Origin of the sequence: Bradyrhizobium sp. KBS0727 (genome assembly GCF_005937885.2) — a bacterium.
GTDB lineage: Bacteria > Pseudomonadota > Alphaproteobacteria > Rhizobiales > Xanthobacteraceae > Bradyrhizobium.
On sequence record NZ_CP042176.1, the window covers coordinates 5,463,698 to 5,484,690 of the forward strand.

19 protein-coding genes and 1 other RNA gene are annotated in these 20,993 nt (G+C 63.9%); 7 read left to right on the forward strand and 13 right to left on the reverse strand.

What is annotated here, in order from left to right:
* Positions 1 to 133: 133 nt before the first annotated feature.
* The 10 genes from FFI89_RS25675 to FFI89_RS25720 all read right to left on the reverse strand — a co-directional run bounded on the left by FFI89_RS25675 (position 134) and on the right by FFI89_RS25720 (position 8,509).
* Positions 134 to 334, reverse strand: coding sequence for a DUF2065 domain-containing protein (locus tag FFI89_RS25675; RefSeq protein ID WP_074817899.1), 201 nt, complete (start codon positions 332 to 334; stop codon positions 134 to 136).
* 94 nt (positions 335 to 428) lie between these two features.
* On the reverse strand, positions 429 to 1,337 hold the full coding sequence (gene hflC, locus FFI89_RS25680; RefSeq protein WP_138830354.1) for a protease modulator HflC: 909 nt from the start codon (positions 1,335 to 1,337) through the stop codon (positions 429 to 431).
* On the reverse strand, positions 1,334 to 2,476 hold the full coding sequence (gene hflK / locus FFI89_RS25685; protein WP_138830355.1) for an FtsH protease activity modulator HflK: 1,143 nt from the start codon (positions 2,474 to 2,476) through the stop codon (positions 1,334 to 1,336). The genes hflC and hflK overlap by 4 nt, the downstream gene beginning before the upstream one ends.
* Positions 2,477 to 2,644: 168 nt before the next feature.
* The gene (locus FFI89_RS25690; RefSeq protein ID WP_246669536.1) at positions 2,645 to 3,097 is read right to left on the reverse strand and encodes a dihydrofolate reductase; all 453 of its coding nucleotides are present in this window, start codon (positions 3,095 to 3,097) and stop codon (positions 2,645 to 2,647) included.
* A gap of 80 nt (positions 3,098 to 3,177) precedes the next feature.
* Positions 3,178 to 3,972, reverse strand: a complete 795-nt coding sequence (locus FFI89_RS25695) for a thymidylate synthase (protein WP_138830357.1) — start codon at positions 3,970 to 3,972, stop codon at positions 3,178 to 3,180.
* 172 nt (positions 3,973 to 4,144) lie between these two features.
* On the reverse strand, positions 4,145 to 5,128 hold the full coding sequence (locus FFI89_RS25700) for a tripartite tricarboxylate transporter substrate binding protein BugD (RefSeq protein WP_138830358.1): 984 nt from the start codon (positions 5,126 to 5,128) through the stop codon (positions 4,145 to 4,147).
* Between the two features lie 128 nt (positions 5,129 to 5,256).
* The gene (locus tag FFI89_RS25705; protein ID WP_138830359.1) at positions 5,257 to 6,774 is read right to left on the reverse strand and encodes a tripartite tricarboxylate transporter permease; all 1,518 of its coding nucleotides are present in this window, start codon (positions 6,772 to 6,774) and stop codon (positions 5,257 to 5,259) included.
* Positions 6,775 to 6,781: 7 nt separating this feature from the next.
* Positions 6,782 to 7,282, reverse strand: coding sequence for a tripartite tricarboxylate transporter TctB family protein (locus FFI89_RS25710; protein ID WP_138830360.1), 501 nt, complete (start codon positions 7,280 to 7,282; stop codon positions 6,782 to 6,784).
* An 85-nt stretch (positions 7,283 to 7,367) separates the two neighbouring features.
* Positions 7,368 to 7,901, reverse strand: coding sequence for a chromate transporter (locus FFI89_RS25715; protein ID WP_138830361.1), 534 nt, complete (start codon positions 7,899 to 7,901; stop codon positions 7,368 to 7,370).
* Positions 7,898 to 8,509 (reverse strand): chromate transporter, encoded by a 612-nt coding sequence (locus FFI89_RS25720; protein WP_138830362.1) that lies wholly within the window; start codon positions 8,507 to 8,509, stop codon positions 7,898 to 7,900. Before FFI89_RS25720 ends, FFI89_RS25715 begins: the two co-directional genes overlap by 4 nt.
* A 108-nt stretch (positions 8,510 to 8,617) precedes the next feature.
* Between FFI89_RS25720 and ssrA the strand changes: the two genes are divergently transcribed.
* The 6 genes from ssrA (at position 8,618) to FFI89_RS25750 (ending at position 13,740) form a co-directional block, all read left to right on the forward strand.
* Positions 8,618 to 9,021, forward strand: a transfer-messenger RNA (tmRNA) gene (ssrA, locus tag FFI89_RS25725).
* A gap of 154 nt (positions 9,022 to 9,175) precedes the next feature.
* Complete coding sequence (locus FFI89_RS25730; protein WP_138830363.1) at positions 9,176 to 9,697, forward strand: SspB family protein; 522 nt, start codon at positions 9,176 to 9,178, stop codon at positions 9,695 to 9,697.
* Positions 9,698 to 9,776: 79 nt separating this feature from the next.
* Positions 9,777 to 11,192 carry a class II fumarate hydratase gene (gene fumC, locus FFI89_RS25735; protein WP_138830364.1) on the forward strand — a complete coding sequence of 472 codons (1,416 nt, stop codon included), beginning with the start codon at positions 9,777 to 9,779 and terminating at the stop codon, positions 11,190 to 11,192.
* Between the two features lie 269 nt (positions 11,193 to 11,461).
* Positions 11,462 to 11,650: a DUF4169 family protein gene (locus tag FFI89_RS25740; protein ID WP_138835715.1), complete on the forward strand. Its 189-nt coding sequence runs from the start codon at positions 11,462 to 11,464 to the stop codon at positions 11,648 to 11,650.
* Positions 11,647 to 11,907: a ribbon-helix-helix domain-containing protein gene (locus tag FFI89_RS25745; protein WP_138830365.1), complete on the forward strand. Its 261-nt coding sequence runs from the start codon at positions 11,647 to 11,649 to the stop codon at positions 11,905 to 11,907. The genes FFI89_RS25740 and FFI89_RS25745 overlap by 4 nt, the downstream gene beginning before the upstream one ends.
* A 357-nt stretch (positions 11,908 to 12,264) precedes the next feature.
* Positions 12,265 to 13,740, forward strand: a complete 1,476-nt coding sequence (locus FFI89_RS25750) for an ABC-F family ATP-binding cassette domain-containing protein (RefSeq protein ID WP_371721756.1) — start codon at positions 12,265 to 12,267, stop codon at positions 13,738 to 13,740.
* Between the two features lie 47 nt (positions 13,741 to 13,787).
* Here the strand turns inward: FFI89_RS25750 and FFI89_RS25755 are convergent, their stop codons facing one another.
* Together FFI89_RS25755 and FFI89_RS25760 are read right to left on the reverse strand one after the other, a co-directional pair.
* Positions 13,788 to 17,468, reverse strand: a complete 3,681-nt coding sequence (locus tag FFI89_RS25755) for an AsmA-like C-terminal region-containing protein (RefSeq protein ID WP_138830366.1) — start codon at positions 17,466 to 17,468, stop codon at positions 13,788 to 13,790.
* 218 nt (positions 17,469 to 17,686) lie between these two features.
* A complete protein-coding gene (locus FFI89_RS25760) occupies positions 17,687 to 18,919 on the reverse strand; it encodes a cytochrome P450 (RefSeq protein WP_138830367.1) in 1,233 nt (410 codons plus the stop codon).
* A 112-nt stretch (positions 18,920 to 19,031) separates the two neighbouring features.
* Here FFI89_RS25760 and FFI89_RS25765 point away from each other — a divergent pair, with 112 nt between their 5' ends.
* Positions 19,032 to 19,643 carry a TetR/AcrR family transcriptional regulator gene (locus FFI89_RS25765; protein ID WP_138830368.1) on the forward strand — a complete coding sequence of 204 codons (612 nt, stop codon included), beginning with the start codon at positions 19,032 to 19,034 and terminating at the stop codon, positions 19,641 to 19,643.
* A gap of 10 nt (positions 19,644 to 19,653) precedes the next feature.
* Here FFI89_RS25765 and FFI89_RS25770 read toward each other — a convergent pair whose 3' ends face one another.
* Positions 19,654 to 20,949 (reverse strand): MFS transporter, encoded by a 1,296-nt coding sequence (locus tag FFI89_RS25770; RefSeq protein WP_138830369.1) that lies wholly within the window; start codon positions 20,947 to 20,949, stop codon positions 19,654 to 19,656.
* Positions 20,950 to 20,993: the final 44 nt, after the last annotated feature.

Sequence of the window (20,993 nt, forward strand, 5' to 3'; positions counted from 1 at the left end):
ATTTCGTTGATGCAGCAGGGGTTTGCAATCAATTTAGGTGGTCGTCATTCCGGGGCGATGCAAAGCATCGAACCCGGAATCTCGAGATTCCGGGTCTGGTCCTTCGGACCATCCCGGAATGACAGCAAAAATCCTACCGCCGGACGAACCAGATCAGGACCAGACCCGCGACCGCCGATCCGATGCCGACCACCCGCAGAATATTGTCCGGCGTTGCCAGCGCGCTCTTCATGGCACGGCGCATCCAGGCCGGGCTTGCCGCGAACATCAGGCCTTCCAGCACAAACAGGATTCCCACACCGATGAGGAAGTCGGTGAACGCTATGGACCTCATCGGATGGCAACCTCCCGTTAGCAGCGCCTTTTTTGCGCTTATGGCAGCGAAGCGAGTTCCGCTTCGCTACACCTTTTGTACCCCGCCGCCAACCTTATGGCTTCGGCGCAGCAGGCGCCGCGGCGGCTGGCGGATGCCCGGCCGGATTGGCGAAGAAGCGGAAGAACTCCGAATCCGGCCGCAGCAGGAAGCGGGTATCGTTCGACTTCAGCCCGTTCTCATAGGCCGTCATCGACCGGTAGAAGGCAAAGAAATCCGGATCCTTGCCATAGGCCTCGGCGAACAGCCGGTTGCGTTCCGCATCGCCGGCGCCCCGTGTCTGCTCGGCGGTCGAATTGGCCTCGGCGATGATCACCGTCGCCTCACGATCGGCCTTCGACCTGATCTCCTGCGCCTTCTGGCCGCCCTGGGCGCGGAACTCCGCCGCCTCGCGCTGCCGCTCGGTCTGCATCCGCTGGTAGACCGCCTGGCTGTTCTGCTCCGGCAAATCAGCCCGGCGGATACGCACGTCGACGACCTGAATGCCGTAACCGTCGGCCTCCTTGTCGAGCTGGTCGCGGATCCGGTTCATCAGGGCTTCGCGCTCGTCGCGCACCACCGTGATGAAGGTGACCTCGCCCAGCACGCGGCGCAGCGACGCGTTCAATAGCGTCGTGAGCTGGATGTTGGCGGCCTGGATCGAACCGACGCTCTGGTAGAACCGCAGCGCGTTCTTGATGCGGTAGCGGGCGAACGCATCGACCACCAGCCGCTTCTGATCGGAGGCGATCACTTCCTGCGACGGGTTTTCCAGGTCGAGGATACGCTTGTCGATCGAGATCACGCTGTCGATGAACGGCGCTTTGAAGTTCAGGCCGGGATCGGTGACGACGCGAACGGGCTCGCCGAGCCGCACCACCAGCACCTGCTCGGTTTGTGAGACGGTGAAGACGGAGCTGTAGCCGATGATGATGACGACCAGCAGCACGATGAGGGAGGCAATGCCTGCAACGGGGGATCTCATCGCGTGCCTCCCTGCTGCGGCTGACTCGTCGTGGGCGCGGCCGGACGCCGCGGCGTCAACTCGCTGAGCGGCAGATACGGCACGATATTCTGCCCATTGCCGCCGCCGTCATAGACCAGCTTCTCGGAACCGCCGAGAACCCGTTCCATGGTCTCGAGATAAATACGCTCTCGCGTCACGTCGGGCGCCTTCTTGTATTCGTCATAGACTTTCAGGAAGCGCGCGCTCTGGCCCTTGGCCTCGGCTACCGCCTGCTCCTTGTAGCCTTCGGCAATCTGCAGGATTTGCGCTCCGCGGCCACGCGCGTCGGGAACGACACGGTTGGCGTAGGTCTGCGCTTCGTTCTGCAGTCGCTCGAGGTCGGCGCGTGCGGCCTGCACGTCGCGGAACGCGTCGATCACCTGCGCCGGAGGGTCGACCTTCTGCATCTGCACCTGCTGCACGGCGATGCCGGAGCCGTAGCTGTCCAACGTCTTCTGCATCAGGTCCTGCACGCTCGCTTCGGTCGTGGTACGTGCGCCGGTGAGGATCGGCTGGATGTTGGCGCGGCCGACGACCTCGCGCATCGCGCTTTCAGCCACGGCCTTCACGGTGCCTTCGGGATTCTGGATGTTGAAGAGATAATTGCCGACGCCGTCGGGTTTGATCCGCCACAGCACGGTGAAGTCGACGTCGACGATGTTCTCGTCGCCGGTCAGCATCAGGCTTTCTTCCGGCACGTCGCGCATGGTGCGGCCGCGCCGCGCCGGATCGTCGATCAGCGTCATGCCGATCGAAATGGTGGAGACGCGCAGCGCCTTCGGCAGCAGCACAGTCTCGATCGGATAGGGCAGATGATAGTTCAGGCCGGGCTGCACCGTGCGCACATGCTTGCCGAAGCGCAGCACGACGCCGAGCTCTTCCGACTGGACGCGGAAAAATCCAGACAGGCCCCAGATCGCCAGCGCACCGATCAGCACCAGGGCGATGCCCATGCCGCTGAAATGGCCGCCGGGCAGAAGCTGCTGCAGCCGGTCCTGGCCGCGGCGCAAGAGGTCCTCAAGATCGGGGGGCCTTGGCCCAACCGATTGCGGACCGTTGCCCCACGGTCCTTTCGGACCCGAGCCCCACGGGCCCCCGCCTTGATTCTTCCACGGCATATAAATCTCCTCCGCGGGGCCCGGGTCCGCCTGTTTGGGTGGGATACCCGGCCTCGCCTATCCGCCCGGCTTTATAGGGGACCGCCCGGGCCCTTACAACGCAAGCTTGGTGCTCGAAGCAGCTATGCGTGATGCCATAATTGTCAATGTAAACATTGGTTAGCGCGGTTAATGCCGGCCGCGTCGACGAAATGTCACATAGGAGAAATCGGCGCTGTCGTCGGGACCAGCGGGATTCCGCTGGCGCGCGACCTCTTCCCAGTCCGCCGCATCAATTGTGGCGAAGCGCGTATCGCCCTCAGGCCGGGCGTGCACTTCGGTGATTTCCAGCCGGTCGGCGCGATCAATCGATTGCGCATAGATTTCGGCGCCGCCGATGATCGCAATGTCAGTGGCGAAACGCCGCAGCGCATCGCCGGTCGCGATCGCCATGGCATCCGCGGGCGTGCTGGTGACAACAACGCCGGCCGCGCGAAATTCAGGATCGCGCGTCACCACGATATTGGTCCGGCCGGGTAGCGGCCGGCCGATCGAGACGAAGGTCTTGCGGCCCATCACGACAGGGCGTCCAAACGTCAGCGCTTTGAAGCGCTGCAGATCGGATTTCAGCCGCCACGGCATCGCGCCGTTGGCGCCGATCACGCCGTTTTCGGCAACGGCGACGATGAGGACGGTGTGCGGGCGGGCATTTGCCGTCGCGGTCACACCGCGACCTCGGCCTTGATGTGCGGGTGCGGGTCGTAGCCTTCGAGCGCGAAGTCTTCGTAGCGGAACGCGAAGATGTCCTTCACGTCGGGGTTGATCTTCATGACCGGCAACGGACGCGTCGGGCGCGTCAGTTGCAGCCGCGCCTGCTCGAGATGGTTCGAGTACAGATGCGCGTCGCCGAGCGAGTGCACGAAGTCACCGGGTTTCAGTCCCGTCACCTGCGCCACCATCATCGTCAGCAGTGCATAGGAGGCGATGTTGAAGGGCACGCCGAGGAACACGTCGGCGGAGCGCTGGTAAAGCTGGCACGACAATTTGCCGTTCGCGACGTAAAACTGGAACAGGCAGTGACAGGGCGGCAGCGCCATCTTGTCGACGTCGGCCGGGTTCCACGCGCTTACGATCAGCCGCCGCGAATCCGGATTGCGTTTGATCATCTCGACGACGTTGGAAATCTGGTCGATGCTGCGCCCGTCCGGCGCCGGCCAGGACCGCCATTGCGAACCATAGACCGGGCCGAGATCGCCATTGGCGTCGGCCCATTCGTCCCAAATCGAAACGCCGTTATCTTTTAGGTATTTGATGTTGGTGTCGCCGGCCAGAAACCAGAGCAGTTCGTGCACGATCGCCTTCAGCGGCAGCCGCTTGGTGGTCAGCATCGGAAAGCCTGCCGACAGATTGAAGCGCATCTGATGGCCGAAGATCGACAGCGTACCGGTGCCGGTGCGGTCGTGCTTCTCGGCGCCATCGGCGAGAATCCGTTCGAGCAGGTCGTGGTATTGATTCATGGCTGACGTTTCGGGCTGTTCGGGATCGCGAATTTAGCGGCCGGAGGCGGCAATCGACACGCCGATTCGGCTCCGGAAACCGATTATACCCGGAAAAATGATCATTCCGCTCACAAACGACAAGGGGCGGAACCTGCGTCCCGCCCCTCGCCTATCCATCTGATTGCATTGATTAACTTGCGGGCTTGAGTACCGGCGTCCACTTCGCGATTTCGGCTTTGACTAAGGCCGCCAGCGCCTCCGGGGTGCGCTCCGCCGGAGCCGGGATCACGCTGCCGAGTTCGAGCAGGCGCTTGCGGACGGCCTCGTCATTGAGGGCCTTGCCGATCGCCTCGTTCAATTTGGCGATAACAGGCGCGGGCGTTCCCTTCGGCGCGAAGATCGCGTTCCACGCCTGGGCCTGGAACGCCGGAAGGCCTGCTTCTGCGGTGGTCGGAACATTTGATAGCGACGGGTTGCGCTCCGGCGTCGCCACTGCATAGGCCTTGATGGTGCCGGCGTTGATCTGCGGCACCGCGTTGACGATCTGGTCGCACATGTAATCGACCTGCCCGCCGACCAGCGCATTCATCGCAGGCCCGGTTCCGTTGAAGGGAACGCCGGTCGGCTTGATGTCGAGAACCGAATTCAGGAGCTGACACGAGACATGCGACACCGAGCCGACGCCGGCATGCGCGGCGTTCAGCTTGGCCTCGTTGGCCTTCACATAAGCGAGGAATTCCTTGAGGTCCTTCGGCGAAAAATCCTTGCGCGCCAGGATCAGGATCGGCGTGCCGGCGAGCAGGCCGACGGGTTCGAAATCCTTTTCCGGATGATAGGCGAGGCTAGGATACAGCGGCACCGCCGCCGCATGCGTGCCCATGTGCCCGGTAATCAACGTATAGCCGTCATTGGCGGCGCGCGCCGCGCGCGTGGTGGCGGTGGTGCCGCCGGCGCCGACCACGTTCTCGATGATGATGCTCTGGCCGAGCGTCTGCGCCATATGCGAAGTAACGAGGCGCGCGATGACGTCGGTCGGACCGCCGGCCGCGAACGGCACGATCATGGTGATGCTGCGCGTCGGATAGGTTTCCGCCTGCGCCTGCGCCACAACGCCGCACAGCGCGGCAAGCATGGCAACGCAACCGCTCGCTAGCGAGCGACCGTAACTACTCATCGCTGTCTCTCCGGGAAAGCGCGTTAAAAAAATGCCGGCCCAACCGGCCGGCATTCTCATCTCACATCGCCGTGTCCGAAGTCGATTCGACTTCGGACTGCGGCGCGCCGACGCAGGTCAGCGCGCGGTCAGCTTTCGGACTCCACGAACACCTCGTCGCGCTTCTTGCGCAGCGACGGCAGCACCGCCAGCACCAGCAGGAAGGCCGCGATCGCCATCAAAACCGCCGACAGCGGACGGGTGAGGAACACTGACCAATCGCCGCGCGAGATCAGCAGCGCCCGGCGCAGGTTTTCTTCCATCAGCGGGCCCAGCACCATTCCGAGCAACAGCGGCGCCGGCTCGAAATCATGCTTGATCAGCCAATAGCCGAGCAGACCGAACGCACCGGCTAGGACGACGTCGACCGGTGCGTTGTTGATGGAGTAGATGCCGATCGCGCAGAAGATCACAATCGAGGGGAACATCAGCCGGTACGGCACCCGCAGCAATCGCACCCAGATGCCGACCAGCGGCAGGTTGATGATGATCAGCATCAGGTTGCCGATCCACATCGAGGCGATCATGCCCCAGACCAGTTCGGGCTGCTTCTGCATCACCTGCGGACCGGGCACGATGCCGTGAATGGTCATCGCGCCGACCATCAGCGCCATCACCGCGTTCGGCGGGATGCCGAGCGTCAGCAGCGGAATGAACGAGGTTTGCGCCGCGGCGTTGTTGGCGCTTTCCGGCGCCGCCACGCCCTCGATTGCGCCGCGGCCGAACCGCGACGGATCCTTGGCGATCTTCTTCTCCAGCGTATAGGCCGCGAACGAAGCGATGACCGCGCCGCCGCCAGGCAAAATGCCGAGGATCGATCCGAGGATCGTGCCGCGGACGATGGCCGGGGCGGAATCGATCAGGTCCTTTTTCGTCGGCATCAGACCGGTGATCTTCTGCTGGACCAGATCGCGGTCCATCTCGGCGCCGGCGTCGAGGTTGCGGATGATTTCCGCAAAACCGAACACGCCCATCGCCACCGTGGCAAAGCCGAGACCGTCAGCGAGCTCGGGAATGTTGAACGCCATGCGCGAGGCGCCGGTTTCGATGTCGGAGCCGACCATCGAGAGCAAGAGCCCGAACACGATCATCGCGATCGCCTTCAACACCGAACCCTTGGCCAGCACCACCGCGAAGATCAGGCCGAGCACCATCAGCGAGAAATATTCGGCAGGACCGAACGCCAGTGCGAGCTTGGTCAACGGCGCGCCGAGCACCGCGATCAGCACGGTCGCGACGCAGCCGGCGAAGAACGAGCCGATTGCGGCGATCGCCAGCGCCGGACCGGCGCGGCCCTGCTTGGCCATCTGGAAGCCGTCGAGCGTGGTCACGACCGATGTCGCCTCACCTGGAATATTGACCAGGATCGAGGTGGTCGAGCCGCCATATTGCGCGCCATAATAAATGCCGGCGAGCATGATGAGCGCGCCGACCGGCGGCAGTCCGAACGTGATCGGCAGCAGCATCGCCACCGTGGCGATGGTGCCGATGCCCGGCAGCACGCCAACCAGCGTGCCGACCAGCGCGCCGATCAAGCACAGCAGCAGATTGATCGGCGTGAGGGCAACGCCGAAGCCGAGAGCGAGGTTGGAAAAGAGATCAGCCATTACGCCCTCACTGAACCAGGAAACGCGGGAAGAGCTGCAGCGGCAGCCCAAGCGCATAGGGGAAAAGCAGACTGCAACCGATCGTCAGACAGATGCCGACGATGATGGTTTCCTTCCACTTGGTCTCCGGCGTTCCCAGCGCGGAAATGATGAAGCTCGCAAAGGCCGAGATGACGAGACCCAGCGGGCGGATCGTGACCGCGAAGGAAATAATGGCCAGCGACACGAACAGCGGGCCGCGCCACGCATAGACCGTGATGTGTTCGCCCTCATACAGAAGCCCCATCGCAGTAACGGCGGCACCCAGCCCCAGTAGAAGAACCGAGAACATCCGAGGGACGGTTCCGGCGCCGAACGAAAACCCGTGCATGCCCTGCAGATCGCTCGATGCCCACAAGGCAAATATGGCGATCGCCATGAGCGCAAGTCCGCCGACAAAGTCCTGCGGACCACGAATCCATTTCGCCATCTTGAATTTGACCGGCACATGGCTCGGCGTATCACTCATCGATCTCTCTCCCCGGACAGGGCTTCCCGCCCATCTTGTTTGGATAGTGTCTAGTGCAGACCCCGGTCTTGCCTAGCGATTTTCCTCAGATAACGCCAGCAAAACCCAAGGCGCCCCCGGCCACCAGCATCCACAGCGGGTTAAGCCGGGTGGCAAACGCCAGGGCGGCCGCCGCCACCGTGATCAGGCCGGCCACCCAGCTCCGGTCCGACGTCAGCGCCAAGATCAGGCCGCTGGCGCCCATCAGCCCGATCGAAAGTGGAACCAGTGCCGCCTGAATGATGGCCGGCCAGTGTGAATGGCTCGATCGCGCCAGAAGCCGGCTTACGTAATAGGCAAGGATGGCGGTCGGACCGCACATCGCAACCGTCGCGGTCAGCGCGCCGGCCACACCCGCCACCGAATAGCCGATCAACGTCACGATCAGCACGTTCGGGCCTGGCGACAGCTGGGATATGGCGAAGATGTCGGCAAACTGCCTGTCGGTCATCCAGTGGTGCACGTCGACCGCGATCCGGTGCATTTCGGGCACGGCCGAATTCGCGCCACCAACCGCAAACAACGACATCCATGCGAAAGTCCAAACGAGCGTCCAGATCGGATTGGTGTCTGAAGTCATCCGTTCACCCGGCGACGCATGAAATAAGTGATGGCGAGGCTGAGCGGGATCCCGACCAGCAGCACCTCCTGCAACGGCAGCCGAAACAGTCCGATCGCGACGAACACCGCGATCAGGATCACGATCCCCACCACGTCACGCTTCTTGATCAACGGCATCATCATTTTGAAAACCACCGCCAGCAGAAGTCCGACCGCCGCGCAGGCGACACCTGCCAGAATACGCCGCAGCGCGTCGATCTCGCCGTAGCGGGCGTAAACCGCCGCGAGCGCGGTCGCGATCACCATCGGCGGGCCGACCAGCCCGGCAAATGCCGCGAAGCCGCCGGCAACGCCGCGAAACCGCGATCCGAATACGACAGACAGGTTGACGATGTTCGGGCCGGGCAGGAAATGGCACAGCGCAAAGGTCTCGTTGAATTCCTCCGCCGTCATCCAGCGGTGCTGGTCGACGATGCCGCGCCGGGCCCAGACCAGCACGCCGCCGAAGCCGGCCAGCGACATTTTGGCGAACGCTACGAACAGCTCGAGCAGGCCGGGCTGGTTTGGCGGGACGGAAGCTGCAATGTCCGGCGCCGGGACGGCGGCCGGCGGGAAATCCGGGGGCATGGCGCGAAACTAGAACGGCCGCGCGTCAGAGGCCAATCCAAATTCAGCGAAGGTTCATCGCGTGGAACATGACTGTCCGGCTCGGAGAGCGGCTTGACGTCCGGCCGGCCACTTTTTTTCTCGACATTTGCGCCCTATATTGGGGGTGCCGGTTCGCCGGCTATGGAAATAAATTGCCGTCGCAATAAACCATTCGGACCCGGGGGCAGTACCCGGCGCCTCCACCAAAGCCCGTTGATTGGGCATGATCTTATTCGGAAAACCGGTATCCACTTTTCCGGATCATGCCAGCGGGTTTCGGCGGGGGCGAACCAGGATCGACGAGGGCGTAAAGGGCGTGTTTTTTCCCGGTATGGTTCCGCCGTTATCGGGCTATGCAATAGTTGCAAACGACAACTATGCTCCGGTTGCTCAGGCTGCGTAACGCAGTTTGAAAGACCAAGTCTAAAGTCCTAGTGGGTTAAGCTCCGCTGGGCGGGGTTCGGAGGCACCTGGCAACAGAAGCCTCCACTTTCATTTTTCCCGCAATTTGCCCCCTGCTGGAGCGTTTCTGCTGCAAATTCGGTCCATGACGGCTGCTGACCTGCGACGCAGGCCGGGGTAGCATGGGTCAAAAGGCGAGTCGGGCGACCGGTATCGTGGCCCTTTCAACGTAACAGGACTTCCATGGCGACCGATCATATCCGTTATGACGTGCTGGCGCGCGACGCGCTGCGCGGGGTGCTGCGCCGCGTGCTGACCGACGCCGCCGAACACGGCCTGCCGGGTGAGCATCATTTCTTCATCACGTTCGTGTCCACCGCCGATGGCGTCAAGCTGTCGCCGCGGCTGCTCGCGCAATATCCGGAAGAGATGACCATCATCCTGCAGCATCAGTTCTGGGACCTGGTCGTGACCGAGGATCGGTTCGAAGTCGGACTGTCGTTCGGCGGCATCCCGGAGCGGCTGGTGGTCCCGTTCGCCGCGATCAAGAGTTTCCTCGATCCTTCGGTGCAGTTCGGATTGCAGTTCGAGCCGTCGGATGCCGACGCAGCCGTAGACGCGCCGGCGGGCAAGGTCCCCGCCGTAGCCGCGCCGTCCGCCTTGCCCGTTGCAGCGCCCTCGCCTGCGGCGGAGGACAAGGACGAAGCGGCGAAGCCGAGCGAAGGCGCCGAGGTGGTGCGGCTGGATCGATTCCGAAAGAAATAGTCCGCGCGCAAGTAGCGACGCTGTAGAATGCACGTTGCGCCAATTCGCGGCGCTACCGACATCGCTACGGACATTGCTTATGGCTCGATCAGAAACACCCGGAAATAAATCCACCCGCAGCGAGACCGACAGTTTTGGTCCGATCGACGTTCCCGCCGATCGGTATTGGGGCGCGCAGACCGAACGTTCGCGGCAGAATTTCAAGATCGGCCACGACCGGATGCCGATCGCCATCGTCCATGCCCTCGGCATCGTCAAACTCGCCGCCGCGCAAACCAACCGTGAACTCGGCCTGCTCGACGCCCGTCGCACCGGGGCCATCACCCGCGCCGCGCGCGAGGTGATCGAGGGCAAGCTCGACGACCATTTTCCGCTGGTGGTCTGGCAGACCGGTTCCGGCACCCAGACCAACATGAACCTCAACGAGGTGATCGCCAACCGCGCCAACCAGATGCTCGGCGGCGAACTCGGCGCCAAGAAGCCGGTTCATCCCAACGATCACGTCAATATGAGCCAGTCCTCCAACGATTCATTTCCGACCGCGATGCATATTGCCGCGGCAGGAAGCATCGTTGCCGACCTGATCCCGGCGCTGAGCGAGCTGCATCGCGAGCTGCGCAAGAAGGAAAAGGCTTTCGCGAAGATCGTGAAGATCGGCAGGACCCACACCCAGGACGCGACGCCGCTGACGTTGGGCCAGGAATTTTCCGGCTATGCCGCGCAGGTCGAGAGCGGCATCACGCGGCTGCGGATCGCGGTGAAGGATCTTTATCCGCTGGCGCAAGGCGGCACCGCCGTCGGCACGGGCCTCAACTCCAAACCGAAATTCGCCAAATCCTTTGCGCGACATGTCGCTAAGATCACAAAACTGCCGTTCACCAGTGCGCCGAACAAGTTCGAGGCGCTGGCCTCCAACGATGCCTATGTGCTGGTGCATGGCGTGATCAATTCGGTGGCTACCGGCCTGTTCAAGATCGCCAACGATATTCGCTTCCTGGGATCGGGGCCGCGCTCCGGTCTCGGCGAACTGATCCTGCCCGAAAACGAACCGGGCTCGTCGATCATGCCCGGCAAGGTCAACCCGACCCAATGCGAAGCGATGACCATGGTCTGCTGCCAGGTGTTCGGCAACGAGACCGCCGTCACGTTGGCCGGAAGCCAGGGGCATTTCGAGCTGAACGTGTATAAGCCGGTGCTGGCATATTGTATGATGAATTCCATTCAGCTGCTGTCGGACGTGGTTCGCTCCTTTACCGAGCATTGCGTGGTGGGAATACGCGCCGACGAAAAGCGCATCCGCGAATTGATGCAGCGTTCCCTGATGCTGGTGACCGCGCTCGCGCCAAAAATCGGTTACGACAACGCGGCCAAGGTCGCCAAATCGGCGCACGCGCGCGGAACAACATTGAAAGAAGAGGCTGTGCGCCTAGGGTTTGTTGCTGCCGACGAATTCGATCGGCTGGTGCAGCCGGACAAAATGACACACCCGGGCTGACTGTCGCACCCGCCCCGGAAAACTACGGATGAGTGATATAATTATAGATCATAACGCCTAAAGAATGAGGTGGATCATCTATCGCCGTCGCGCCGACGCATGGTAGGAGCAGCAATTATGCTGTTTTCGCAGAGCGAAATTCATTTTTTGATGCTATCAAAGAGCTCGACATGGGGATTCTGAATGACCATCGGGTTTGCTTGCGCGCCGCGCGACTGCTTCCACCTGCGACCGTCACTCCTTCGAGCCGCTGGATGATGGAGGCGGGCATGGGGGAGATCGTCAACCTGAAGCGATTCAAGAAGCGCAATGAGCGTGAGCAGTCGGCAAAGCAGGCCGACGCCAACCGTGCGCGCTTTGGTCGCACCAAGTCCGAACGCGCATTCGATGAGCAGGCCAAGGATCGCGCCAGCCATTTGCTGGAACAACACAAGCTTGATGACGGAGACGCATCATGAAGTCGCCCGTTGTCAAACGTTCGATCGTCGTCGCTGGTCACAAGACCAGCGTCAGCCTCGAGGAAGCCTTCTGGAACGGCATGAAGGAAATCTCGGGCTTGCGAAACATGACGCTGTCCGAATTGGTCGGCGAAATCGACGGCAACCGCCAGCAGGGCAATTTGTCGTCGGCGATCCGGCTTTTCGTGCTCGACTATTTCCGCACCCGCGCGATACCTGCCGCCGCTGTAGCCCCGGACGTGCGGCCGCAGGCGTAGAGCCTTATCGGTTCTGATTGAATCAGAACCGGGCTCTACTCTTTTATTTTGACGCGTTTTCTTTACGCGAACCGGTTCCCACTTCGCTCGAAAACGCTATGGACGCATCACGTCCACACGTATCTACTGAGTGTCGAATAGCCGCTATTGCCGAGGCAATGCCGGCTGAATCAGTCACGACAGCACCCATGGAGAGAGAAATGGATTTCGCAAAGCTCACCGCTCCGCGACATCTGTCCATTTCGGAAGCTCTCCATGCCTGCATTTCTTGTTCTGGATTCCATTTCCCTCGCCACCCCTGACGGCCGTCCGCTGTTCGATGGCCTGACGCTTGCGCTGGGGCGCGAGCGAACAGGGTTGGTCGGCCGTAACGGCTGCGGCAAATCCACGCTGTTGAACCTGGTCGCGGGCGAGATCGAACCGGCAAGCGGATCGCTTCAGCGCATCGGCTCGATCGGCATGCTCGCCCAACTGGCCGATGACCGCGTCACCGTGGCCCGGGCGCTCGGCGTCGAAACCGACCTCGCGCGCCTGCACCGACTCGAGCGCGGCGAAGGCTCGCTCGACGACGCCGCGGAGGCCGACTGGACGCTGGAAGAGCGCCTGCACGCCGCGCTGATCGAGACCGGCCTGCGGTCGTTGCGGCTGGACCGCCCGATCGCCTCGTTGAGCGGCGGTGAACGAACGCGGGTCGCACTGGCGCGCCTGCTGATCGAGGCACCGGATCTGCTGCTGCTCGATGAGCCCACCAACAATCTCGACACCGATGGCCGGCAGGCCGTGGCGCAACTGCTCGAACGCTGGCAGGGCGGCGTCCTCGTCGCCAGCCATGATCGCGCATTGCTGGAACGTGTCGACCGTATCGTCGAGTTGGCACCCACGGGCGTCAACGTGTTCGGCGGTGCGTGGTCCGGCTTTGCGCAGGCGCGCGATGCGGCCCGCGCCCGCGCCGAAGCGGACCTCGGCCGCGCATCGGATGCATTACGTAATACCGAACGCGCGTTGCAGAAGGCGCGGGAGAAGAAAGCCCGGCGCGACAAGGCCGGCCGTGCCTACCGCGCCTCGGGCAGCCACAGCAAAATCCTGCTGGATGCCAGCAAGCAGCAGGCGGAAGAGAGCGTCGCGCGCGAAAGCAATCTGGCCGACCGGCTGATCGGCGATCGGACCGAAGCGCTCGAGCTAGCCCGTGCACAGGTCGAAATCCTGACGCCACTTGCGATCGAACTGCCCCGGACCAATCTGCCGCGTGGCCGCGCGGTGATCGCCTTCAAGGACGCGGCGATGAGGTTCGGGGAGCGCCACCTGTTCGGTCCGCTATCCTTCGAGGTGCGCGGCCCCGAGCGCATCGCGATCCGCGGCGCCAACGGCTCCGGCAAGACAACCCTGTTCCGCCTGATGACGGGAGAGCTCGCGCCCGCGAGCGGCGACATCGACCGCCTGACCACGCGCGTCGCCGTGCTCGACCAGCATGTCGGCCTGCTCGATCCCTCAACGAGCATTCTCGACAACCTGCGCCGGCTCAACCCGGAGCTGACCGCCAACGACGCCCATGCCGCACTGGCGCGGTTTGCCTTCCGTAACCGCGCGGCGCTGCAAATCGCCGGCACGCTCAGCGGCGGGGAGCGCCTGCGCGCGGGAATGGCCTGCGTGTTCGCGCGGCCGGAGCCCCCGCTGTTGCTGCTGCTGGACGAGCCGACCAATCACCTCGATCTCGCCTCGATCGAGGAACTGGAAAAAGCGCTGAATGGATTTGACGGCGCGCTGATCGTGGTGAGCCACGACCAGGCCTTTCTGCAGGCGATCGGCATCGAGCGGGAGATCGTGCTTTCATAGCGAGCGAAGTGGAAACGCGCCAAAACAACAGGGCTGAGCCCGGTTGGTCAGTTGCTGTTCTGAAGCGCCGGACGCGGCGGCGGATTGGCCACCTGCGGTGTCAGCGCGAGCGGGGGTTTCAGTTTCGGCTTTGCGGGACCCGGCGCCGGCTTCACCTCGATTGGTGGCGGCAACGGCGCCACCTGCTGCTGGCTTGTCACCGGCGCAGGCGCCGTGGCAGCGGGCGACGCGGCCTGCGGACGCGGCGCAGCGGCCTTGGGCTTTGCCGGAAGCCTGCGCGGATCGCGGCCGGGCAGCGGCACCTGCGTCAGCGGCTCGCTCGGCGGGGCCGCTTGCGGTGCCGGCATTGGTGTATCCTCCTGCGGCGGCAGCGACACCGGCGCCGGCGCAGGCGGCGGCGGTTCGCCGCGCTCGATGGCATCGAGCCGTTTGGTTTCGTGATCGATCGCCCGCACCGAGAGCCACGAAGACAATGCGGCGACGTCGACGGTTCGACTGAGCGCGTCAGGCGTGCCGACGGCAAACAATTGAATCTCGGGGCGGCCGGCCGTCATCGTCAGCGCAAGGGCCGCGCGAATATCGGCCTGATCGGCCGGGATGTCGTAGCCGCCGGAAACGATCGCCCTCACCCCGTTGGCATCGAGCGTGGTGACGCCGACCCTGACGCGGCCGTCCCGGATGTTGAACGGGACCTGTGCCGACGCAATCGACAGCGTACCTGCCGCCAGGGCGGGCTCGACGATCTGCTTCAATCTGGCGTCATCCTTCACCTGCCCGCTGTCGCTGGCGCGGACCGCCGCGTCGAAGGCGCGCGGATCGAGGCCGGCGATCTTCGCGGATTCCAGCGTCACCGTTCCACTGCCGGTCAGTGCGCCCGCCAGCGCCGAGGCGCTGCGACCCTGGCTTGCCAGCGTCATCTGCAGCGACGCGTGCCCGGCCGGCATCGCGAGATTGCGATAGCGCAGCGCCGTGCCGTCGACATGGCTCAACTGGACACTCGCATTCATCGCTATGCCGTCGGCGCTTTGCCTGGTGTCGATCATGGCGCTGGCTTCGCCGCCGCCGATCCTGCCCTTGATGGCATCGAACGTCAGCGACTGGCCGTCACTCCTGACGGCGCCGCTGACCGGCTGCAACTCGCTGCCGCCCGGCAGCAGACCCCGCAAGGCCTGGAACGCGATCTTGCCGCGCCAGCCCTTCACCAGTCCGGCACCGAGCGGCTCGGCCGCGTCATGTCCGGCCGCGCCGATCGCCAACGCGAAGGCCGGCGCCAGCGCCAGTCGATCCAGTCCGATTTCGCCTTCGATGCTCTTGTCATCACCGAGCGCGACGGCCACGCGGCCGCGCAACCGCGAACCGGCGATGCTGCTGTCGAGATCGTCGAAGGTCAGTCTGTTGCCCGCGAGCGAGACGCGCGAGGTGAGAGCGATGTTCTGCGCCAGCGTGTCGGTGGGCTTGAGTTCGAGCAGCGGTCCGAGATCGGCGCTGCGAACTCTGAGATTGAGACTGGCTTTGGCGTCCTGCGCCCACGGCTCCGCAGAACCATCCGCTTCGGCATCCAGTCCCGCGCCCGAGATCTTGGCCTTCAGCCGCAACGGCGCGCCCCAGGCGCCCGCCGCCGAGCCTTCGAACTGGGCCGGGCCTTCGCCCGCCGCGATGACGCTGTTGACGCCTAGCAGCACCAGCAACGCGCGACCCTGCGTCGACGACAAATTCGACTCGATCCCGACCTCGCTGCGCCCGAGCGCCGCCAGATCGATACCGCGGATCGCCGCGACCGGCGGCTTCGCGGTGATGGTAGTGACACCCTTGAGCAGCGGCGCATCGACATCGACGACGGCGCGCGCATTGGCGCGATCGGCCTGCCCGGTGTTCTTGTCGAGATCGAGCGCGAGCTTCAGGCGCGCAGGCCCCGGAGCGGAGCCCATCGCGTTGAGCCGCGCGACCAGCGCCGGTGCAAACGGCGCGATCAGACTGGTGAGCTGGCCGAGCGACGCGGCGCTCGAATCGATCTTCAGTTTTCCGGTCGAATTGGCGCGGTCGAAATTGCCCACGCCTTCCAGCATCACGCTGTCGGGCCGGCCGATCTTCAACTGGTCGAGCGAGAACGATTTTGGCCCGTAATTGAGTTTGGCCAGCAACGGACGCAATTCCTGACCGGCCGAAATGGCGCTGCCGATATCGAGCGACAGTGCGCCTTCATCCGGCCAGTCGCCCTGCGGTCCCGCCAGCGAACGGACGAACGCCGTGGCCGCATCGAGATCCAGCCGTTCCGCCTTCAATTGCGCATCGACCCTGGAGCCACTGCTGGCCTGCCGGTGCGACACCGCAACCCGCCCTTCGACGGCGCCGCCGTCGATGTCCGCCTTCAAGGTGTCAAAGGTGAATCCGTCAGGCGCGATGGTGACGTCGCTGCGCAGCCGCAGCGGTTTCTGGCTGCGATAGGCGGCGTCGCCGCGGCCCTGCAACCAGGTCATCAAGGCGTCGGGGTCCGACGACTCTATATTGAGCGCGGCTTTGAATTGACCGGGCGCGGCACTTTTTGCGCTCGCCTCGCTGAGCGATACCCGCGTCGTGCCGGGGGCGCGGAACTCCAGTTTGTGGACACTCCAGGTGCTGGCGTTGCCGTGCAGGTCGGCGGCGATGTCCTGTAGCGGGCGGCCGCCGAGCATCACCTGCTCGGTAGAGAGTTCGACTTGTGCCGGAATCGGCGCCGGCGGAATAGCCGAAATCAGGGCGCGCAGCGCCGGCCACGCGCGGACCGGTTCGGCGGAATTGTCCTTGCTGACGAACCTGTCGGCATCGAGCTGTCGCGCCGACAGCACAGCATGCAACAGCGGCGAGGCACCGAAGCGAATGTCGCCGTTGCCGGCGAGCTTCAACGCGCGCTCCTCGCCGCCGAGGGTGACCTCGATCTGTTCGAGCCGGGCCGCCGCGTAATCGGTCTTGACCTTCGCCGTGATACGCCACGGCGGTTCGTCACCTCTGCCCTTTTGGCCGGCTGGCGTGGCCAGCGTCACCGCGCCGTCGAAACGCGGCGCGCGGGCGTCGAAATTCAGGATGCCGTCGAGGTCGGCCGCGAAGGCACGCTGGCCCGGATCGATATTGAGGTGAAGGCGCGTGCCGTTGCCGTCGGGCCCCTGCCCCGAGGAAACGCGAAACGGATAGCGCGTGCCCTGAAGCATGAAGTTGCCGTCACCGCGAAGCGCACCGGCGGCGAGCGAGCGCACGTCGCCGCTGAAGGCGATGTCGTTCAGTTCGAGCGTGCTGCGGCTGGCCGCATCATGCAGCGCGATCCGGCCGGTGAGATTGAGGCGATCGATCGCCAGTGAGCCGAGGTTGAACGTCCCGGTCGAGGCCGGCCAGTCGACCCGCCCCTTCGGATCAAGGCCGAGATCGAGCGACATGCCATTGATGGTCAATTCGGTGGCGCGCCATTCGCCGCGCATGAGCGAGCCCAGGCTGAATTCGACGTCGAGCTTGTCGGCGCGAACCTTGCCGAGGTCGTTGGCGCCGCCGACCACCACCGAGCGCAACTGCAGCGACGGCGCCGGCAGCAGCCGGGCGTCGAGCTTGCCGCCGACGCGAACCTGGGCGCCGATGATTCGCGCCGCCTCGGCCTCGAATTGCGGCCGGAACTGGCTCCAGTCGATGAAGTACGGCCCGACCAGCGCGGCAATGAGCGCAATGATAAAGGCGATTGCCAGGCCGAGCAGCGTCGTCTGCACGGTGTCTCCCCTTGAAGCGCCCCCGCATATCGCCGCGCGAACCCGAACCGGCGCCGGAGCAACTCAATATATAGAGACAAGTATGGCGAAGTCACAGCAACATCGCGAGAGCCCTGGTTCTGAAATACAGAACCGGGGCTGTCTTCTCTGATTGGACGCGTTTTCTTGACCCCGCTTCGCCGAAACCGCTCTGGTGACGGCGCCAGGGAGGCCCGAATTTACCAGCTCGCGGGCAGCCGCTTCAGGCCACGCAGCACGAAGGTCGGACGCCATTCCGGATTGACCGCGTCATCGAGCCGCAGGTCCGGCAGGCGGCGCAGCAGGGTCGAGATCGCGACCTCGGCCTCGATCCGCGCCAATTGGGCGCCGAGGCAGAAGTGAATGCCGCCGCCGAAGGACAGCGGCCGCACGTTCGGCCTGGTGATATCGAGACGCTCCGGGTGGTCGGGATAAACGGCGGGATCGTGGTTGGCCGAACCGAGCAGGCACAACACGCTTTCGCCCTTCGGAATTCGCTTGCCGCCGAGATCGTCGATGTCTTCCAGCGCCACCCGGCCGGTCAGCTGCACCGAGGAATCGTAACGCAGGAATTCCTCGATGGCGTTGGTGATGAGCTCCGGTTTGGCCTTGAGCAGTTCGAGCTGGTCGGGATTGCGATGCAGCGCCAAGAGGCCGTTGCCGATCAGGTTGACCGTGGTCTCGTGGCCGGCGCCGAACAGCAGGATGATATTGGCGGTGAGCTCCTCATTGGAGAGCTTGCTGCCGTCTTCCTCGGCCTGCACCAGTTGCGTGATCAGGTCGTCGGCGGGGGTCTTGCGCCGCAACTCGAACAGTTGCTGGAAGTACATGGCCGCCATCGCGTTGCTGGCATTGCCCTGCTTGATCTCGTCCGGTGACAGCGGAACCGGGTCGAGCAGGCGTCCACCATCGCGCGAACCGGTGTAAAACACCTCGCGATGCTCTTCGGGAATGCCGAGCATGTCGCAGATGATGGTGACCGGCAGGCGGAACGCAAAGTCCTCGATCAGGTCCATCTTTCCCTGCGGAATGATCCGATCGAGTGTTTCGTCGACGATGTGCTGGATGCGCGGGCGCATGTCCTCGACCCGGCGCGCGGTGAACGCCTTCACCACCAGCCCGCGCAGGCGGGTGTGGTCGGGCGGATCCTGCTGCAGCATCCAGTGGCTCATGCTGCGGAACACCGGCTCTTCCATGATCTTCGGGCCGTAGCGCCGGATCGTGCGCTCGACGTAGTCCTTGCCGAAGCGCTTGTCGCGAAGCACGAGGCTGGCCTCGGCATGGCGGCTGGCGACGAATACGCCGAGCGGCGTGACATGCATCGGATCGGTAGTGCGCATCCGCTCGTAATGCGGATAGGGGTTCCTGATGAACTCGGGCGACAGCGGATTGAACAGCGGCGCGCTATTCGCAGCCTGAACATGCTCGTTCATGGTGACCTCACTGAGTTACCGCGTTGAATCTCGCCGAAAAAGGCGGCGTCATTTGGAATTCGCAATTCGATACACTATTGTATCGAGTTGCATTCTGACCTAAATTGGCAGGATGTCAAGAGTCCGGACCAGACCCACAAGGGACGATACCCGCGAAAAACTGTTCGAGGCAGCGGCGCGCGTCTGCGAGGAGCAGGGTATCGGCAGCGCCAGCATCGAGGATATCGCGGCTGCCGCCGGCTTCACCCGCGGGGCGTTCTACTCGAATTTCAAGAGCAAGGACGAGCTGATCATCGCCATGATGGAGGAGCACGTCGAACAATCGATTCGGCGGATGCACGAACTTCTCGCCCGGCACCAAAACCTCGAAGAATTCATCGAGGCACTGAGGACGATGGATCGCAGCAAGCAGGATCCGCTCGGCCGCTCCCCCCTGCTGCATATGGAGATGATCCTGTTCGTGGCGCGCGCCGAGAAGCGCCGGCCCGAACTCGCCAAGCGGCTGCGTGCCCGGCGAAAACTGATCGCCGATATCGTCGAGACCACGGCGAAGAACAGCGGCAAGAACGGAATTCTGAATCCGGCCTGGGTCGGCGCGGTCGTCCTGGCGCTCGAAGACGGCTTTCGTCTGCATCGCCTGATCGATCCGGAAACCACGCCGGCCGACAGTTTCCTGCGCGCCATCGGCGACCTGCAGCGGACGATTGGGATTACGTCAGCCTGACCGCAACACCTCAGCCGCCGTTGCCGTGCGCCTTGTGCATCTGGCCGGCGACCGCCCTCACCTTGCGCGGCGACGCCTGCCAGATCGCGATCGCCGACAACAGACTCACGGCAATGCCGATCGCAAAGGCCAGCGTGTAACTGCCCGCTAGATCGTACAACGCGCCGGTCGCCCAGGGACCCGCGGCGCCTCCCGCCAGCGCCGCCAGCATGATGGTGCCGAAAATGCTGCCATAGTGCCTGCCCTGGAAGATTTCGAGCACCACCGCGCCCATGATCGAGGTGAGCCCGTAGCCGAGCGCGCCCTGCGTGAAAATCATCAGATAGACCAGAGGCAGTACCGGCGCATATTTCAGGCCGATCAGCGCCGCGAAGCAGATCGCAAAGCCGAAGCAACTGATGGCCCAGATCCATTCCCGCCCGATCCGGTCCGAGAGATGTCCGAGCCAGATCTGGCCGGGAATGCCGAGCAGGCTGACCACGCCGAGCGCCCACACCGCGACGTTCGGGCTGAAGCCGATATCGAGCAGGAATTTGGTTTGGTGCACCTGCACCGCGTACCAGATGTACAGGCCGCAGAAGTAACCGAGCGATATCCACCAGAAGCGCGCGGTGCGCAACGCGCGAGCCAGCGTCCAGTCGGTGCCGGCCCAGACCGGATCGACGATGTTGGAGATTGGTTTTGCCGACGTTGCGGTCGGCGCGGCGTCACCGTCCGGCAATAGGCCGATATCCTCGGGCTTCTTGCGCAGCAGCAGATTGATCGGCGCCAGCACGGCGAGCACCAGAATGCCCATCGCGGTGCAAGCGGTGCGCCAGCCGGTCTGCTCGATCATGTGCTGCACCCACGGCAGCAGGGTCACCGAGCCGATGCCGACGCCGGCGAACGCCAGCCCCATGGCGAGGCCGCGGCGACGAATGAACCAGTTCGGCAGAAACAACGATTGGCCGGAATAGCCGAGGCAGACGCTGCCGGCGCCGACCATCACGCCGATGGTGAGATACAGATGCCAGGGCTGCGTCGTCAGCGGCGCCAGCAGCAGGCCACCGCCCATCAGGGCGACGCCGAGTTCCATCACCCCACGCGGACCGAAACGGTCCATCATGCGGCCGATCAGCGGACTGACCGCGCCGGAAACCACGAAGCCAAAGGAGAAGGCGCCCGCGGTGACGCCGCGCTCCCAGCCGAACTCGCCGATGATCGGCGGAAAGAACAGCGAGAACGCGGTGCGCGCATTGACGCCGATCGCCATGGTGACGAACGTCACCGCGACAATCATCCAGCCGTAGAAGAAGGGAAGTCGCATCAGCGGGGATTCCATTGCTGACCCTGTGGAGCGGGCCATCCGAT

Bases quoted from the DNA above. Each gene is read 5' to 3' on its own strand.
- FFI89_RS25675 (WP_074817899.1), bottom strand. From the start codon at position 334: ATGAGGTCCATAGCGTTCACCGACTTCCTCATCGGTGTGGGAATCCTG.
- hflC (WP_138830354.1), bottom strand. From the start codon at position 1,337: ATGAGATCCCCCGTTGCAGGCATTGCCTCCCTCATCGTGCTGCTGGTC.
- hflK (WP_138830355.1), bottom strand. From the start codon at position 2,476: ATGCCGTGGAAGAATCAAGGCGGGGGCCCGTGGGGCTCGGGTCCGAAA.
- FFI89_RS25690 (WP_246669536.1), bottom strand. From the start codon at position 3,097: ATGCCGTGGCGGCTGAAATCCGATCTGCAGCGCTTCAAAGCGCTGACG.
- FFI89_RS25695 (WP_138830357.1), bottom strand. From the start codon at position 3,972: ATGAATCAATACCACGACCTGCTCGAACGGATTCTCGCCGATGGCGCC.
- FFI89_RS25700 (WP_138830358.1), bottom strand. From the start codon at position 5,128: ATGAGTAGTTACGGTCGCTCGCTAGCGAGCGGTTGCGTTGCCATGCTT.
- FFI89_RS25705 (WP_138830359.1), bottom strand. From the start codon at position 6,774: ATGGCTGATCTCTTTTCCAACCTCGCTCTCGGCTTCGGCGTTGCCCTC.
- FFI89_RS25710 (WP_138830360.1), bottom strand. From the start codon at position 7,282: ATGAGTGATACGCCGAGCCATGTGCCGGTCAAATTCAAGATGGCGAAA.
- FFI89_RS25715 (WP_138830361.1), bottom strand. From the start codon at position 7,901: ATGACTTCAGACACCAATCCGATCTGGACGCTCGTTTGGACTTTCGCA.
- FFI89_RS25720 (WP_138830362.1), bottom strand. From the start codon at position 8,509: ATGCCCCCGGATTTCCCGCCGGCCGCCGTCCCGGCGCCGGACATTGCA.
- FFI89_RS25730 (WP_138830363.1), top strand. From the start codon at position 9,176: ATGGCGACCGATCATATCCGTTATGACGTGCTGGCGCGCGACGCGCTG.
- fumC (WP_138830364.1), top strand. From the start codon at position 9,777: ATGGCTCGATCAGAAACACCCGGAAATAAATCCACCCGCAGCGAGACC.
- FFI89_RS25740 (WP_138835715.1), top strand. From the start codon at position 11,462: ATGGGGGAGATCGTCAACCTGAAGCGATTCAAGAAGCGCAATGAGCGT.
- FFI89_RS25745 (WP_138830365.1), top strand. From the start codon at position 11,647: ATGAAGTCGCCCGTTGTCAAACGTTCGATCGTCGTCGCTGGTCACAAG.
- FFI89_RS25760 (WP_138830367.1), bottom strand. From the start codon at position 18,919: ATGAACGAGCATGTTCAGGCTGCGAATAGCGCGCCGCTGTTCAATCCG.
- FFI89_RS25765 (WP_138830368.1), top strand. From the start codon at position 19,032: ATGTCAAGAGTCCGGACCAGACCCACAAGGGACGATACCCGCGAAAAA.
- FFI89_RS25770 (WP_138830369.1), bottom strand. From the start codon at position 20,949: ATGCGACTTCCCTTCTTCTACGGCTGGATGATTGTCGCGGTGACGTTC.